Here is a 14094-nt window from a genome sequence, read left to right on the forward strand (position 1 = left end):
ATATGCTTATATAGCTATATGGCTATATAGATGATATCAAAATATCGCCCGGTTGTCAAATGTTTTTTTGTTTTACCTTATTTCTTTCTTTTCTCCGCTTTCTCTTTGAAGAGAAAGCTACAAAGAGAACTGTCGCTGCACCGCTGTCCGGAAGCCCCCAAACCAGCCGCCTAAATGTCTTGACCACGAAGTAGGGCTACAGCAGGCAAAACATTCTTAACGGCGGCTTTTGCCAGGCGGCAGCGCTGATGCGACCCGGACCTCTCCCTGCCTGCCGGCCTCCCTCCCCTCGAGGGGAGGGAAGGGGTGGGGTTGGGGCCCCGCCTTCAGTGGAGCGGCTATGCTTCAGCTTCGATAAAGCAATCATTGTGTCATTTGCATCATGCTTGTTCTGGTTCAATGAGTGTCGGGGCGTAGGCCTTACTAACCGCGGAGCTGGGCGGTGAAGACTTCTTTGGTTACTTTCTTATGACTAAGAAAGTAATACTGGAGATAGTGCAGACCTTATCTCGGATAAAACTTAATTTCTGTTCGGGAAACGAAATAGGTCCCCGACAGTCTTAAACAAAAGGCCTAATAGGGTATCGCCAGGTGCAAATAAACCCGGATGGTCGCTTGCGAAAACACCATAAATTATGATATGATAACCCCTAGGTTACTCGAAGATCAACCCACCAAACAGCGGCCATGAAAGAACATATGAAAGATCCCATTATCGGGCTTACCGCCCTGCGCAGCCCCGATCAGACCAGCCATCACCATATCCTGACCGGGCCCTACGTCCGGGCCGTCACCGGGGCCGGAGGGTATCCCATAGTGGTGCCGGCCATCATCGACCGCTGCGACCAGGCCCTGGATATGATGGACGGGCTGCTGCTGATCGGAGGGGGCGATATTGAGGCCAAGCATCTGGGGGCCGAGAATCACCCCAAAGCCAAGTTCTTCAATCCGCTGCGGGACGATTTTGAGCTGGCCCTGATCAGACGGGCCGCTCATAGGAAAATGCCGATGCTGGGCATCTGCCGGGGCATGCAGATAATGAACGTGGCTCTGGGAGGCGGGCTGTACCAGGACATCGCCGACGAGCAGGGCTCCTCCTTCGATCATTACCGGGAGGACCTGCCCAATCAGGCGGTCCATTCGGTCAGCATCGCCCCGGATTCCTGCCTGGCCTCCATCCTGGGCTCCACCTCTGTCTCGGTGAACAGCGTCCACCACCAGGCGGTCAGGGATCCGGCTCCGGGCCTTAAGGCCGCAGCCTGGGCCCCGGACGGGGTGATCGAGGGGTTTGAATCATCCGGAAACGGCGGGTTCATGCTGGGGGTGCAGTGGCATCCCGAACGGATCGCCGAGACCATGCCGGAGCACAGGAGGCTGTTCGAAAGGTTCGTCAAGGCGGCCGAAGGGTATCGAGAAAAAAACGGATAAACCGTATGACTGATTTCAATCCCGGTTCTTTCTGCGGGCTCTATTGCGGGGCCTGCGAGATAGTGGCGGCCTATAAAAAGGCCCTGGCGACAGGCATTCCGGCCAAATGGGAGGACCTGCCGGCCCCCCTGAGGGATAATATACCGCCGGCCCCTCTGGAATGCCGGGGCTGCAAGACGGATTCGCTGTACGAGGGCTGCCGGAAATGCGGAATTCGGGCCTGCGCTTCAGGAAAAAAGATTGAGGCCTGCATACTCTGCTCCGACTATCCCTGTCCGTTGGTAAAGGAAAGGCTCCAAATGGTGGAGCGGATAAAGGAAGTCCTGCCGCACTGCGCCGTGATGTTCAAAAATCTCGATTCGCTTAAAGTAAAGGGTCTGGTATTCTGGCTGGAGGAGCAGAAAAACAAATGGAGCTGTCCCGATTGCGGAGAGCCCTTTACCTGGTACCAGGAAAAATGCGAAAAGTGCGGGCGGGAGTTGGTGACTATAAAGGACCATAGTAATTATTGATAACAATGATTCGCGTACTGATTATTATATTAAACTAATAACGGCCATGGAAAAGTCTAACCAAATTGGATCGGACAAACCTTGGTATCACGGCTCACCCCAAAAATTGACCAGGCTTAAAGCCGGAAGCACGATAACCCAACAATTCGAAATTGCCCGAATATTTTCCCATAAACCGGCGGTGGTGGTTGGCAACGGAGCAAAATGGAAACATACCGGCCCTTTTATAAAAGGTTTTGTCTATCGTCTATTGGGATTGGTATGTAAGAACGACATCGTGGCGGTTCCCAATTCAACTATGTCCAAAGGAGATGAATGGAACACCCGGCGGGAATTTAGATTGGAGCTGGTTGCTGAAACGATTGTCAATCCAGCAGAATTACTAACAAAACATGAATTAAAAGAAATGGTCAAGCGCGGCGAAGTTGACAAAACCGTTATAGAAACAATTTTTAAAAAGCAACAATATAATAACCCTTAGCGTTCTTCGCGCCTTGGCGGCAAAATAATTTTTCAGGAGTATAAATAATTGTCCCAAGATCACATCCGAAATTTCTGCATAATAGCCCATATAGACCACGGGAAATCCACCCTGGCCGACCGCCTGCTGGAGACCACCGGGTCCATCATGAAGAAGGACATGCAGGAGCAGGTGCTGGACAGCATGGACCTGGAGCGGGAACGGGGCATCACCATCAAGATGCACCCGGTCAAGATGAACTACCGCTCCCAGAGCGGGCAGGAATACATCTTCAACCTGATAGACACCCCGGGCCACGTGGATTTCGGCTACGAGGTCTCCCGCTCCCTGGCGGCCTGCGAGGGCGCCATCCTGGTGGTGGACGCCACCCAGGGGGTGGAGGCCCAGACCGTGGCCAACCTCTACCAGGCGGTCAACCACAACCTGACCATCATCCCGGTGATCAACAAGATAGACCTGCCATCGGCCGAGGTGGAGCGCTGCAGGCAGCAGATCGTCGAACTGATCGGATGCGACGAAGAGGATGTATTGTTGGTCAGCGCCAAGACCGGCCTGGGCATAGATCGGCTGCTGGAGGTGATCATCGAAAAGATCCCGGCCCCCTCGGGCAAAACCGAGGGGCCGCCCCGGGCCATGATCTTCGACTGCATCTTCGACGTCTACCGCGGGGCGGTGCCGTATATCCGGATGGTGGAGGGCAGCCTGAAAAAAGGCATGAAGATAAAACTGTTCTCCAACGAAAAGATCTTCGAGGTCACCGAGGTGGGGACCCTCAAGCTGGGCATGTATCCCAAGGATATATTGCTGACCGGCGAGGTGGGCTATGTGGTGGCCGGCATCCGGACCGTCTCCGACGCCCGGGTGGGCGACACCATTACCGACGCCGAGCATCCGGCCCAAGAGGCCCTGCCGGGCTACAAGCAGGTCAAGCCCATGGTCTACGCCGGGCTGTATCCCACCGAGAACCAGCAGTACCCCGAACTGCGGGAGGCCCTGGACAAGCTGGTGCTCAATGATTCGGCCCTGTCCTACATCCCCGAGACTTCCGGAGCTTTGGGCTTCGGATTCCGCTGCGGATTTTTGGGCATGCTGCACATGGAGATCGTCCAGGAGCGGCTGGAGCGGGAATACAATCTTTCCCTGATCAACACCGTGCCCAACGTGGAGTATAAGGTCTACAAGACCGACGGCCAGGTTCTGCAGGTGGATAACCCGGCCGAGATGCCATCCGAGGTCAGCATCGAGAAGGTGGAGGAGCCCTACGTGGCGGCCGAGATCGTGGTGCCGGCCGAGTTCATCGGCAACATCATGAAGCTGGGGCAGGACCGGCGGGGCATCTACAAAAAACTGGAGTATCTGGATCCCACCCGGGGGATACTGTTCTACGAGTTCCCCCTGGCCGAGATCATCTTTGATTTCTACGACAAGCTGAAGAGCCTTTCCAAGGGCTACGCCTCGCTGGACTACGAGATGCTGGAATACCGGGAATCGGAGCTGGTCAAGCTGGACATCCTGATCAACGGCGACCCGCTGGACGCCCTGTCCTCCATCGTCCACAAGCAGCACTCCTTCGAATGGGGCAAGGCTCTGGTGGGGAAGCTGCGCAAGCTGATCCCCCGCCAGCAGTACGAGATCGCCATCCAGGCGGCCATCGGCAGCCGGATCATCGCCCGGGAGTCGGTCAAGGCCTACCGCAAGAACGTCACCGCCAAGTGCTACGGCGGGGACATCACCCGCAAACGGAAGCTGCTGGAGAAGCAGAAGGAGGGCAAGAAGCGGATGAAGCAGGTGGGCAACGTGGAGATCCCCCAGGAGGCATTCCTGGCGGTGCTGAAGGTTGGAGACTGAGACGAGCGAGGAGGACTTTTTAAACCACTAAGACACCAAGACACCAATGTCATTCTGAGATTGACGCCGTGCGTTGCAAGCCGAAGGATCTTTCCAATCCGACGACAAGTTCGAAAAGGAATTGTCCGATTTGTATGGAGTGGTGAAATGCGAAAGCTTCTATTAATAAACATATTTGTTCTATTGACCCTGGGGTGTGCAGCGGTTCCCGTGCAGGCGCAAGATAAGGTCAATTATCATGCGCTTCCCAGCGAATTTAAAGAAATTTATTTTCGAACAGTTTGTCGGGATGTATCTGTCTATGTAAATTTCTATGAATGGCAGGGCGAATCTCTTGATCAGGTGCATACCATTGCGTTATTGCCTACTGGTTATGTCTATGAACACGAAATGGATAGTACAAATTTCCCTGATAAAGAATGGATCGATCGTTTTACTGAAAGTGTCAAAGCTAAATTGATCAAAGGATATACCAGTAAGTATATTGATAGTTCAGTGTTTGATACTACGTCAAATTGGTTTAAAAGCGTTGATTCTTACAGTAAACATCTTCAGCAGGTTCTAATATATTCCAGCTTAAAAGCCGAAAACAAAATATTTAATCGGAAGTTACTTGATTCTTTAAATAAATTATGGTACCACCCGGAGCTATTTATCATTTCACCTTCGGCAATAGATGATTATATAGATACTTCTGAATTCTATCGTGACAATAGTATCAAAAAGAAATATGCCCGGTGGGGAGGCAAAGCTCATTACGATTCCATATACGATAATATAACAAGAATCGTACAAAGCGAGTTTACGGGAATTGGATTTTATAAAGTAATGCCGCCGGCAACGGCAAAAAATAAATGCGATTCCATCTATAATACACTTGATGACCATGGGCATGATTTATGGGATACGTGGTTTTACCCAAACACAAGTCGGGATGGATTATTTTATCCCTACAAAAAGACGAATTATTCCACTAAAAATGAAAGAACCAAAAAACAACTATCAGATGCTGTCTTCCAATGTTTAGGAACGGATGCATATGTTGTTATTGATATTTCCTACGGTAGTTCAACAACGTCTTATATTGAAAAACGAAAATTTGAAATATCAAATCAAATATTTCTTCAAATATCTATGTTCGGACCTGAGTTTAATGTGCTTTGGTCGGCTGATTTTCCGATCAGCATGCAAATAAGACGGACGTATAGTATGCCAAACAAGAAAGAGCACAAGTATATATATCCCTATGAAATTATTGATTACAATATGGCCCGTGAAAATGTAAGGCGGACGTTAGCGGTGCTAAAGGCAAACAAAATATCAGAATAAAATAATAAACTCCGGCACAGATGTATTTATAAAAAGGATTAGAAATTGGAATGAAAAACAATTCATTTAATAAACTCTGGCACGACTGGCTGTGGCCGCTGCTGTTTGCCGTGATCGTGGTCAAGTTCATCATCAACCCCTTTCTGCTGGAGGCCTACGAGGTGCCCACCGGCTCCATGGAGAAGACCATTCTGCCGGGCGACCGGCTGTTCGCCGAGAAATTCACCTACGGCATCCATATTCCCTTTACCGACAAGACCGTGCTTTCCATGACCTCGCCCCGGCCGGGACAGATGGTGATCTTCCGCAGCCCCTACGACGGCCTGACCCTGGTCAAGCGCTGCATCGGCCTGCCGGGAGATACCATAGAAGTGAAGAATAAAAATCTTTACGTGAACGGCCATAAGTTGGAACAGAAATTCATCCAGCATACCGACCCCGAGCAATATCCCTTTCCGCAGTCCGTCATCAACCCCAAAACCATCCAGAACGACTGGGAGAGCGGGCGCAACGCCGAGCGCTACTGGGTGCGCGACAACTTCGGCCCGGTGGTGGTCCCCCCGGATTGCTACTTCATGATGGGCGACAACCGGGACGAATCGTTCGACTCCCGCTACTGGGGGCCGCTGCCCAAAAGGAACATCCGGGGCCGGGTGATGTTCATCTACTGGTCCTGGGACAAACAATCGGATACCCCGCTTATGAAATTCTGGCAGCGGTTCAGAATAACGCGGATAGGCAAGATACTGACCTAAAGTAAATATAAAATAAAATATCAAAAAGCAAAAATGCTGAAAGCTCACGATAACCGCAAAAAATCCTGGTACCGGGACTGGACGGAATCCATCATCTGGGCGGCGGTGATGGCCCTGATCATCCGCAGCCTGCTGATCCAGGCCTTCAAGATCCCCTCCGGCTCGATGGAGGACACCCTGCTGGTGGGGGATTTTCTGATGGTCAACAAGTTCATCTACGGCACCAAGATCCCCTTCACCGACCGGGCGGTCCTGCCGGGGATCCGGCCGCCGGTGCCCGGCGATATCGTGGTGTTCAAATACCCGCTGGACGGGCGCGATTTCATCAAGCGCTGCGTGGCGGTGGAGGGCGACACCGTGGAGGTGATCGGCCGGGACCTGTATATCAACGGGAAGCGGCCCGACGAGCCCTATGCCGTCCACAAGTCCCGGGAAGCCAGCCTGAACAGGGACGCGGTCAAGAGCATCTGGAAGCCGGATTACCAGAGGGCCTGGGAGGAAAGAAAGTTCGTCCAGCTGGGCTGGATGCGGGACAACTTCGGGCCGGTGGTGATCCCGCCGGGGAACATCTTCGCCATGGGCGACAACCGGGACAACTCGCTGGATTCCCGCTTCTGGGGGCCGCTGCCCAAGGATCTGCTTAGGGGCCGGGCGCTGTTCATCTACTGGTCCTGGGATTCGGAGAACGGCGAGCCGTTCTGGATGTTCTGGAAGAATATCCGTTTCCAGCGGTTGGGTGATCTGATAAAGTAGCTACCGCTAAAAAGATCTCTTGCCCACTAAACACACGAAAATAAAACCGGAATCTAATTATTTCCATAGCCAAGAAAATAATACTCTCTGCTGTTTAAAAAGGAACTGGCGTTTTAGTGGTAATCATTATTTGTGGCCGAGTTTAAAAGAAAGGTTATCATGCCAGATGATATCGTGGTTAAGCAGGCGGTTAGCCAAAGTGATATAGATGATTTCATAAAACTGCCCTGGGCCGTCTATCGCAACGATCCCTGCTGGGTGCCGCCCCTGATCGCCGAACAGCGCAAGATGCTGGATGTCGGAAAGAACGCCTTCTTCGAACATGCCCGGGCCGCCTATTTTCTGACCCAAAAGGACGGCAAGAACATCGGGCGCATCTCCGCCCATATCGACGACAACAGCAACCGGTTTCATAATGAAAAATGCGGCTTTTTCGGATTCTTTGAATGCCGGGATGACCAGAATGCCGCCGCGGCTCTTTTTGCCGCCGCCGGGAGATGGCTTAAAGATCAGGGCATAGATACCATCCGGGGCCCGTTCAACTTCACCACCAACGATACCGCCGGCCTGCTGATAGACGCCTTCGACTCTCCGCCGGTGATAGAGATGACCTACAACCCGTCATATTATCCCAAATTGATCGAGGGCTGCGGGCTGGAAAAGGCCATGGACATGTATGCCTACTTCTTCGACGTGGAGAAGATGGACGGCCGGCGGGTGAGGATGCTGGCCCAGAGGGTGGAGCGCCACGGCATCACCTTCCGGAGCATCGACAAAAAAAAGTTCGTCCAGGAGGTGAAGATATTCAAGGAGGTTTACAACCAGGCCTGGAGCCATAACTGGGGCTTTGTTCCCCTGACCGAACATGAGATAGACCATTATGCCGAAAATTTCAAGGACATAGTGGATGCCGATTTCGTGATCTTCGCCTTCGACGGGCAAAAGCCGGTGGGCTCGCTGTGGGCCCTGCCGGATTACAATTACGTCATCAAAAAGCTGAACGGGAAAATGGGGCCGCTGGAGATGGCCAAATTCCTGTGGCACAAAAGAAAGATCACCCATGCCAGGGTGATGACCGCCGGGGTGGTCGGTGACTACCAGCATCGGGGCATCGAGGCCGGGCTGATCAGCCGGGTGTTCGAGAACGGTCTTAAAAAGGGCTATCGGACAGGGGAGCTGTCCTGGGTGCTGGAGAACAATACTATGATGAACCGGCTGGCCGAGGCGGTGGGGGCCAGGGTTTACAAGACCTACCGGGTGTATGAGAAAAAGATCGTTTGATTGTTCCCTGTTCGGAATTTAAATTTGTAGGGGAGGGTTTGAACCCCTCTCCTACAAATAAACCAAAAGGTTATATACAAAGGCCGCCCTAATTTTGGGCGGCCTCTTTTTGATCATTCTTTGCCGGCAAAAAATGCGGATTCCATAATTCGGTGATGAAAATGGCCAGCGCGGCCAGGCCGAACCCGGCGATGACGTCTATCACATAGTGCAGTCTTAAGAATACCGTGGCCAGTATCAGCAGAATCCCCACCGGCAGCAGGAAGGCGAACAGTTTTTTATGATGGACATGGGCGTAATACAACACGATCAATGTTATGCCGGTGTGCCCGGAGGGGAAACAATCCCTTTTGTTGAACTCGTTGGCGGTCAAAAAATCCAGGATCTGGTTGCCCCAGAACAGGCCCTTGACCGGGCCGGCCTGCTGGCCGGTCAGGGTGAAGCGCGGCCCGACGGCCGGCACCAGCAGATATCCCACGTAGGAGATGAAGAAACCCAGGGTCAAAGCCAAAAAGAGATGCTCCAGCTCGTGATGTTTCTGGTCGAAGTGCAAAAAGACCGCCAGGACCACCGGCAGAAAATAGTAGCTGGAATAGGCCAGGGCCAGCACGTCCACCATCCAGGGGACGGTGAAACGCTCCAGCCAGACGGTGGGATGGACCCCGAACAGGACATAGTCTATCTTGATCAGGTAGCTGTCCAGATCGGGCCGGATATAATGGGTGATGAAGCCTAGGCTCTGGAAGATGGGCAGGATCCCGGCGTAGGGCGCCAGGTGGCGCATGGTTTTGGTCAGCTTGTTGGGCCAGCGGGTGTTGAAGAATATCACCAGGGCGTAGGCCGCCAGGGTCAGCCCGTAGATATAAAAGATCTGCGGCCAGCCGTCGAGTTTGCGCAGGAAGATCACCGTCAGTAGGGAAAGCCCCAGGATGAACCACAGGTAGAGCCATTCCACCTTCTTCAATCGGATGTTTTTCATATTGGTAATTTTAGCATAGATGTAAAATAAGTTCAATAATTGAAAACCCCTCCCCTAGCGTTCAGCTTTCGTAAGCCGTAGCCTGCTTTTTTGGATCAAGGCTCATTACGGCGAAGTAGGCCATTAGGAGAGGGATAAAGGGTGGGGTCCTTTACTCCTTCACTGCTTTGCCCCAGGATTCCTTCAGCGGCACCGTCCGGTTCAGCACCAGCTTGCCTTCCCTGGAATCCGGGTCCACGCAGAAATAGGCCAGCCGTTCCAGCTGGATGGCCTGGCCGGGCTTGACCTGGGCCAGGGCCGGTTCGCATTTGCAATCGGATATCACTTTAAGCGAATCGGGATTTAGGTTGGCGATAAAATCCTGCCCTTCGGGGGCATCGTCGGGATTCTCCTTGGTGAACAACCGGTCATACAGCCGGGCCTCGGCCGTGATGGCATGCTTGGCCGACACCCAGTGCAATGTGGCCTTGACCTTGCGGCCGTCCGGGGCGTCGCCGCCCTTGGTGGCCGGGTCATAGGTGCAGCGCAGTTCGGTGATGTTGCCTGAAGCATCCTTGATGGCCTCGGTGCAGGTGATGAAATAGGCCCAGCGCAGGCGCACCTCGCGGCCCGGCGACAAACGGTAGAATTTCTTGTGCGGCTCCTCCATGAAGTCGTCCCGCTCCAGGTACAGTTCCCGGGAGAAGGGGACCTTTCGGGTGCCGGCGGTGGGGTCCTCGGGGTTGTTGACCGCCTCCAGCTCCTCGCTTTGGCCTTCCGGGTAATTGGTGATGACCACCTTGACCGGATTGAGTATCCCCATATAACGTGGCGCTCTTTTATTAAGGTCTTCCCGAACGTAATGCTCCAGCAGGGCATAATCCACCAGGCTGTCGCGCTTGGCCACCCCAATGCGCTCGCAGAAATTTTTGATGGCCAGCGGCGAGAAGCCACGGCGGCGCATCCCGGCCAGGGTGGAGAGCCGGGGATCGTCGTAGCCGTTCACCTTGCCGTCTTTTACCATATCGATGAACTTTCGCTTGCTCATCACGGTATAGGTCATATTGAGCCGGGCGAACTCCATCTGCCGGGGGTGATAGATGCCCAGCTGGTCCAAAAACCAGTCGTACAGCGGCCGGTGATCCTCGTATTCCAGCGAACACAGCGAATGGGTGATGCCCTCGATGGAATCCTCCAGGCCGTGGGCCCAGTCGTACATGGGGTAAAGGCACCACTTGTCTCCCTGGCGGTGGTGAGGGGTGTGCAGAATGCGGTACATCACAGGGTCGCGCAGGTTCAAATTCGGGTGGGTCATGTCTATCTTGGCCCTTAAGGTCTTGGAGCCGTCGGGGAACTCCCCGGCCCTCATCCGGCGGAACAGGTCCAGGTTCTCGTCAACCGAGCGGTCCCGGTGGGGGCTGTTCCTGCCCGGCTCGGTCAGGGTTCCCCGGGTCCGGCTGACCTCCTCGGCCGCCAGGTCGCAGACGTAGGCTTTGCCTTTTTTGATCAGCTCCTCGGCCCACTGATACATCTGCTCGAAATAATCCGAGGCGAAGAACAGCCGGCCGCCGAAATCGGCCCCCAGCCATTTGACGTCCTCTATTATGGCGTCCACGAACTCCTGCTCCTCCCTGGCGGGATTGGTGTCGTCGAAGCGCAGGTTGAACAGCCCGCCAAACTCTTTGGCGATGCCGTAGTCAATCCAGATGGCCTTGGCGTGGCCGATGTGGAGGTAGGCGTTGGGCTCCGGGGGAAAGCGGGTGTGGACCGATCTGAAGCGGCCGCTCTTTAGATCCTCGGCCACGGCCTCGCGGATGAAATTGGTGGCGGCCGCGCCTTCGATGGGGGTCTTGGTGTTTTCGGTGTTGTTCATAATCAACTCTTCTTTTAAACCACTAAGACACGAAGACACAAAAGGAACAATGATTTTTGTGTTCAGGGGGCATCTTGGCGGTTCCTGTTAGCCGTTTTGTCTGTTGTTTTAAAAAGATACGCTTAAAGCCAGTTTAAATCTTCGCGGGGACAAATAAGCCTGGTCATAGGGCACACGATTGGGATTGAAGGGATCGGAAATATAGTCACTCCAAGCCTGAACGTATGTCAAATATTTCTCGTTCTGATCTATCTGCCCGTCGCGGTTAAGATCACGCCATTTGCTGTAGTATGGATTTGGAATATTTACCGGAACGCCATTCTCGTCAATAGTATATGAAATGCTGTCCGGAATTGGTGATGAAGAAAAATCTTGAACGGATATTATATTACCATCATCATTTACTAAGCCGGTGACCGAATAAAGGCCGCTGACATTCTTTCGGTTGAATAAGTTCAGTATTTCCAGATCCAACGATAAGTTGATTTTATTGAAGTTCATTTTTTTGGATATCAACAGGTCGGTATACCAATAAGAAGGAAGCAGAGAGTCATTCAAATTGCCAATAGTAATTCCTTTCAGGTCTGTCTTAGTGTAAGGAAACCCGGTTCCTAAATTATTGGTCAGCCCAATCGTGATATTTGCCAAGGGGTGGAAGTTAGCTACCTTTGGCCCGAAATTATCGCTCGAATAAAAATTGGTTACAATATTAAATTTGCCGGATTGGTTGCAATTCATAACAATATTATTGCTGTCGTTACCTTTAATGGCTGACAGGGCCTTGCTATAGCTATAATTTAATTGCCCTAAAAAGTAATCTGTTTTATAATCTGTATTCAGTTCAAAACCCTTCACGGTTCCATAGTCGCCGTAATAATAGTCTGTATAAGTAAGCCCTGTGATTGAGTCCATTTTTGAACGTGATTGAAGAATATTATTAATATTTTTATAATAAAAGATAGCGGTTATAGATGTATTATTACCAATTTGCTGCTTAATGCCTGTTTCGTAAGCCGTGGTCGTTTGGTAATCAATCAAATTGCTTACAGAGTATAAAAAGCTCGTGCAAACCTCTTGATAAAAATCCTCCCAAGAGGGTAATTTTTTATAATGGTTATATCCAAAAGTTACCAGCGTGGATGGTGTCAAGGAATAACCAGTATTGGCTCTAAAACTGGTACCATTTTTTTCCTTTTCATAGGTTATTGTTGAGTCTAGGAGCCAATTATAATATTGCTGGTTAAAAGAATCCCCTAAATCCACATGATCAAATCGCAAGCCGACCATTAAGGAAATATTTTTATATATAAAAGCATCTTGAATATAAAATGTCCGGGTTTGTGGTTCAAAATCATAATATTCCTTGAAGGGAACCGGATCCCAGGGAAGAGTATTATTTTTCTTATAAACACGATATTTCTTTAGCTCACTACCCCCGGAAAGTTTGTTGTGTTCATTGATTTGTGAGGAAACGTCAAGTTTTCCCGAGGTATAATCCGAAAACGTTTTTTCCCACGTTCTGGCCAGCCCGTAAGTGTTAAATATACCGGTAACCCCATAAGGGTTATCAACGTTTCCGGAATTGTATGCCTGACCCTCGTAAGCATCATACATGCTGTCGCCGTCGGCATCGGCATCGGAAAGAAAGGCATAATCTTCCCACCAGCTTCTATTTTTCTCTGCTATGGTATCACGTATTCCTAATTGGGTCTGGCTGTGATGCTTGCTTAGCTTGAGAGTGTAGTTGATCTTGTTGGCGATGTTGTGTGTCCATGTCGCGCCCAGCAAGTGGGATTTTTGTAGTTTTGAATAATACCCGTCCAGATTATATTTGAAGGAGGCTGTATATTGGGCTTGTTGATCCCTGGTGGCTATGCCCAAGAGGCTCAATTTTGCGTCAAGTGGCTGTATCTTGTAGCTTGCTTTTCCCGTGATGCGGTATTTATTATAATCGCTGTGCGGCAGATATTCTGCATCGCTTTCCTTCCAGCCACGCAACCAACCGTTGGCGATTCGTTCTGCCTTTTCTGCCTGCCATGCTCCATCAGAGGAATCTGCCCAATCGCCTTTCCAGTCGGTCAGGCCCATGGTATCGTCGTTGGTGGCCACATATTCGGCATGGCTGTATTGAAGGGTGTCCGCCCAAAGATAATCCTTACTGGGATCAGGGATATAAAATTTCTCCGGCATAAAACAGGGCCGAATATCGTCGCCGTTATCGGTCTCGGCCGAAAGTAAGTATGATATATTCCTATAGAACGGCAGAGCTCCGCCAAGCGCCGTTTCAAATTTATTACCATTACGGCTTGGCTCTGTGGACCATTTGCCGAAAATGTTGAATTTTCCCGTATAGTCCTTGGTTTTGAAATTAACCAAACCGCCCATTGCGTCTCCGGTTTCGGCACCCCAGCCGCCAGTAGTTACGGATAATTCTTCAATAGCCGCCAAATTGATAGGGATAGCGATCTCTCCGGTGTATTGTTCGGTTACATTGAAACCGTCTATGAAATAGGCTATCTCATCGGAACGGCTTCCCCGGAAATAAAGCGAGCCATTTCCGTTCACCACTCCGTTGGTAGCCGATAATACTGTGATGATATTGGCATTGGGCGTGGTGGCTATCTCCCCGGAATAAACAACTCTAGTGCCAGGCGCAGATGGTTTATAATTGGAGGTTACTCCATAAACGCCGCCACCTACGGGTCTTACTATAATAGTGTCGGCCGCCAATGTGTCATTGGCCGGGACGGCAATCGTAATTTCAGTACTATCTGTTTTCAATGTATCCGGAACGGGAATGGTTTCCTGGGCGCCGGCCAAAAGAGGTAAAGAAAGGATCGTGTAAAACAGGACAAACGAAAAATACCGTTTCATAT

General features: G+C 51.3%; 11 protein-coding genes. 8 read left to right on the forward strand and 3 right to left on the reverse strand.

Going from position 1 to position 14094, the window contains the following annotated elements:
- Positions 1-699: 699 nt before the first annotated feature.
- From A2273_03885 to A2273_03920, 8 genes are all read left to right on the forward strand, one after another.
- Entirely contained in the window at positions 700-1428 is a 729-nt protein-coding gene (locus A2273_03885) for a hypothetical protein (GenBank protein ID OGF07617.1), read from the forward strand.
- Between the two features lie 5 nt (positions 1429-1433).
- Positions 1434-1940: a hypothetical protein gene (locus tag A2273_03890; protein ID OGF07618.1), complete on the forward strand. Its 507-nt coding sequence runs from the start codon at positions 1434-1436 to the stop codon at positions 1938-1940.
- A 46-nt stretch (positions 1941-1986) separates the two neighbouring features.
- On the forward strand, positions 1987-2421 hold the full coding sequence (locus A2273_03895) for a hypothetical protein (protein ID OGF07619.1): 435 nt from the start codon (positions 1987-1989) through the stop codon (positions 2419-2421).
- A gap of 48 nt (positions 2422-2469) precedes the next feature.
- Positions 2470-4269: an elongation factor 4 gene (locus tag A2273_03900; protein OGF07620.1), complete on the forward strand. Its 1800-nt coding sequence runs from the start codon at positions 2470-2472 to the stop codon at positions 4267-4269.
- Positions 4270-4416: 147 nt separating this feature from the next.
- Positions 4417-5598: a hypothetical protein gene (locus tag A2273_03905; GenBank protein OGF07621.1), complete on the forward strand. Its 1182-nt coding sequence runs from the start codon at positions 4417-4419 to the stop codon at positions 5596-5598.
- A 50-nt stretch (positions 5599-5648) separates the two neighbouring features.
- Complete coding sequence (locus A2273_03910; protein OGF07622.1) at positions 5649-6353, forward strand: signal peptidase I; 705 nt, start codon at positions 5649-5651, stop codon at positions 6351-6353.
- Between the two features lie 33 nt (positions 6354-6386).
- Positions 6387-7106 carry a signal peptidase I gene (locus tag A2273_03915; protein ID OGF07623.1) on the forward strand — a complete coding sequence of 240 codons (720 nt, stop codon included), beginning with the start codon at positions 6387-6389 and terminating at the stop codon, positions 7104-7106.
- 159 nt (positions 7107-7265) lie between these two features.
- Positions 7266-8387 (forward strand): hypothetical protein, encoded by a 1122-nt coding sequence (locus tag A2273_03920; protein OGF08018.1) that lies wholly within the window; start codon positions 7266-7268, stop codon positions 8385-8387.
- Positions 8388-8475: 88 nt separating this feature from the next.
- On the opposite strand, the gene A2273_03925 is transcribed toward A2273_03920, so the two are convergent.
- The 3 genes from A2273_03925 to A2273_03935 form a co-directional block, all read right to left on the reverse strand.
- Entirely contained in the window at positions 8476-9402 is a 927-nt protein-coding gene (locus tag A2273_03925) for a hypothetical protein (GenBank protein OGF07624.1), read from the reverse strand.
- 115 nt (positions 9403-9517) lie between these two features.
- Positions 9518-11218, reverse strand: coding sequence for a glutamine--tRNA ligase (locus tag A2273_03930; GenBank protein OGF07625.1), 1701 nt, complete (start codon positions 11216-11218; stop codon positions 9518-9520).
- Between the two features lie 108 nt (positions 11219-11326).
- Positions 11327-14092 (reverse strand): hypothetical protein, encoded by a 2766-nt coding sequence (locus A2273_03935; protein ID OGF07626.1) that lies wholly within the window; start codon positions 14090-14092, stop codon positions 11327-11329.
- Positions 14093-14094 lie beyond the last annotated feature (2 nt).

This window comes from Candidatus Edwardsbacteria bacterium RifOxyA12_full_54_48 (assembly GCA_001777915.1).
In the GTDB taxonomy this organism is placed as follows: Bacteria; Edwardsbacteria; AC1; order AC1; family EtOH8; genus UBA2226.

What these genes read in the sequence shown, in the direction of transcription:
- A2273_03885 (OGF07617.1), top strand. Translation starts at nt 700, where the DNA reads ATGAAAGATCCCATTATCGGGCTTACCGCCCTGCGCAGCCCCGATCAG.
- A2273_03890 (OGF07618.1), top strand. Translation starts at nt 1,434, where the DNA reads ATGACTGATTTCAATCCCGGTTCTTTCTGCGGGCTCTATTGCGGGGCC.
- A2273_03895 (OGF07619.1), top strand. Translation starts at nt 1,987, where the DNA reads ATGGAAAAGTCTAACCAAATTGGATCGGACAAACCTTGGTATCACGGC.
- A2273_03905 (OGF07621.1), top strand. Translation starts at nt 4,417, where the DNA reads ATGCGAAAGCTTCTATTAATAAACATATTTGTTCTATTGACCCTGGGG.
- A2273_03910 (OGF07622.1), top strand. Translation starts at nt 5,649, where the DNA reads ATGAAAAACAATTCATTTAATAAACTCTGGCACGACTGGCTGTGGCCG.
- A2273_03915 (OGF07623.1), top strand. Translation starts at nt 6,387, where the DNA reads ATGCTGAAAGCTCACGATAACCGCAAAAAATCCTGGTACCGGGACTGG.
- A2273_03920 (OGF08018.1), top strand. Translation starts at nt 7,266, where the DNA reads ATGCCAGATGATATCGTGGTTAAGCAGGCGGTTAGCCAAAGTGATATA.
- A2273_03930 (OGF07625.1), bottom strand. Translation starts at nt 11,218, where the DNA reads ATGAACAACACCGAAAACACCAAGACCCCCATCGAAGGCGCGGCCGCC.
- A2273_03935 (OGF07626.1), bottom strand. Translation starts at nt 14,092, where the DNA reads ATGAAACGGTATTTTTCGTTTGTCCTGTTTTACACGATCCTTTCTTTA.